The sequence below is a fragment of the Rhodoplanes roseus genome, assembly GCF_003258865.1.
Taxonomy (GTDB): Bacteria; Pseudomonadota; Alphaproteobacteria; order Rhizobiales; family Xanthobacteraceae; genus Rhodoplanes; species Rhodoplanes roseus.
The window spans coordinates 1-246 of sequence record NZ_NPEX01000949.1 but is presented as its reverse complement, the minus strand read 5'-3'; the positions used below and the strand labels follow the sequence as shown (position 1 = coordinate 246).

Annotated in this window: 1 protein-coding gene; it reads left to right on the top strand. The window is 65.9% G+C overall.

The annotated features are described in order from the left end of the window. Positions 1–12: 12 nt before the first annotated feature. Positions 13–246: M23 family metallopeptidase (locus CH341_RS35565; protein ID WP_210208752.1), on the top strand; the 234-nt coding region annotated here is incomplete at its 3' end.

Genomic DNA, 246 nt, shown 5'->3' with positions numbered 1-246 from the left:
GGGCTCGCCTTCGTGGAAACCATCGACGGAATCGATTCCACTCTCGCCAATGTGCAGGATATGCGCCGCAAGCTCGCGTCCCTGCCTCTCGGACGCCCCATCATCGCGCCACGCTCGTCCGGCTTCGGCTATCGCACGGACCCGTTTCTGAAGCGGCCGGCCCTGCATACGGGCATCGACTTTCGGGCTGTGAGTGGATCGCCGGTTCGCGCCACGGGTCCAGGCGAAGTCGTCGAGGCCGGATGG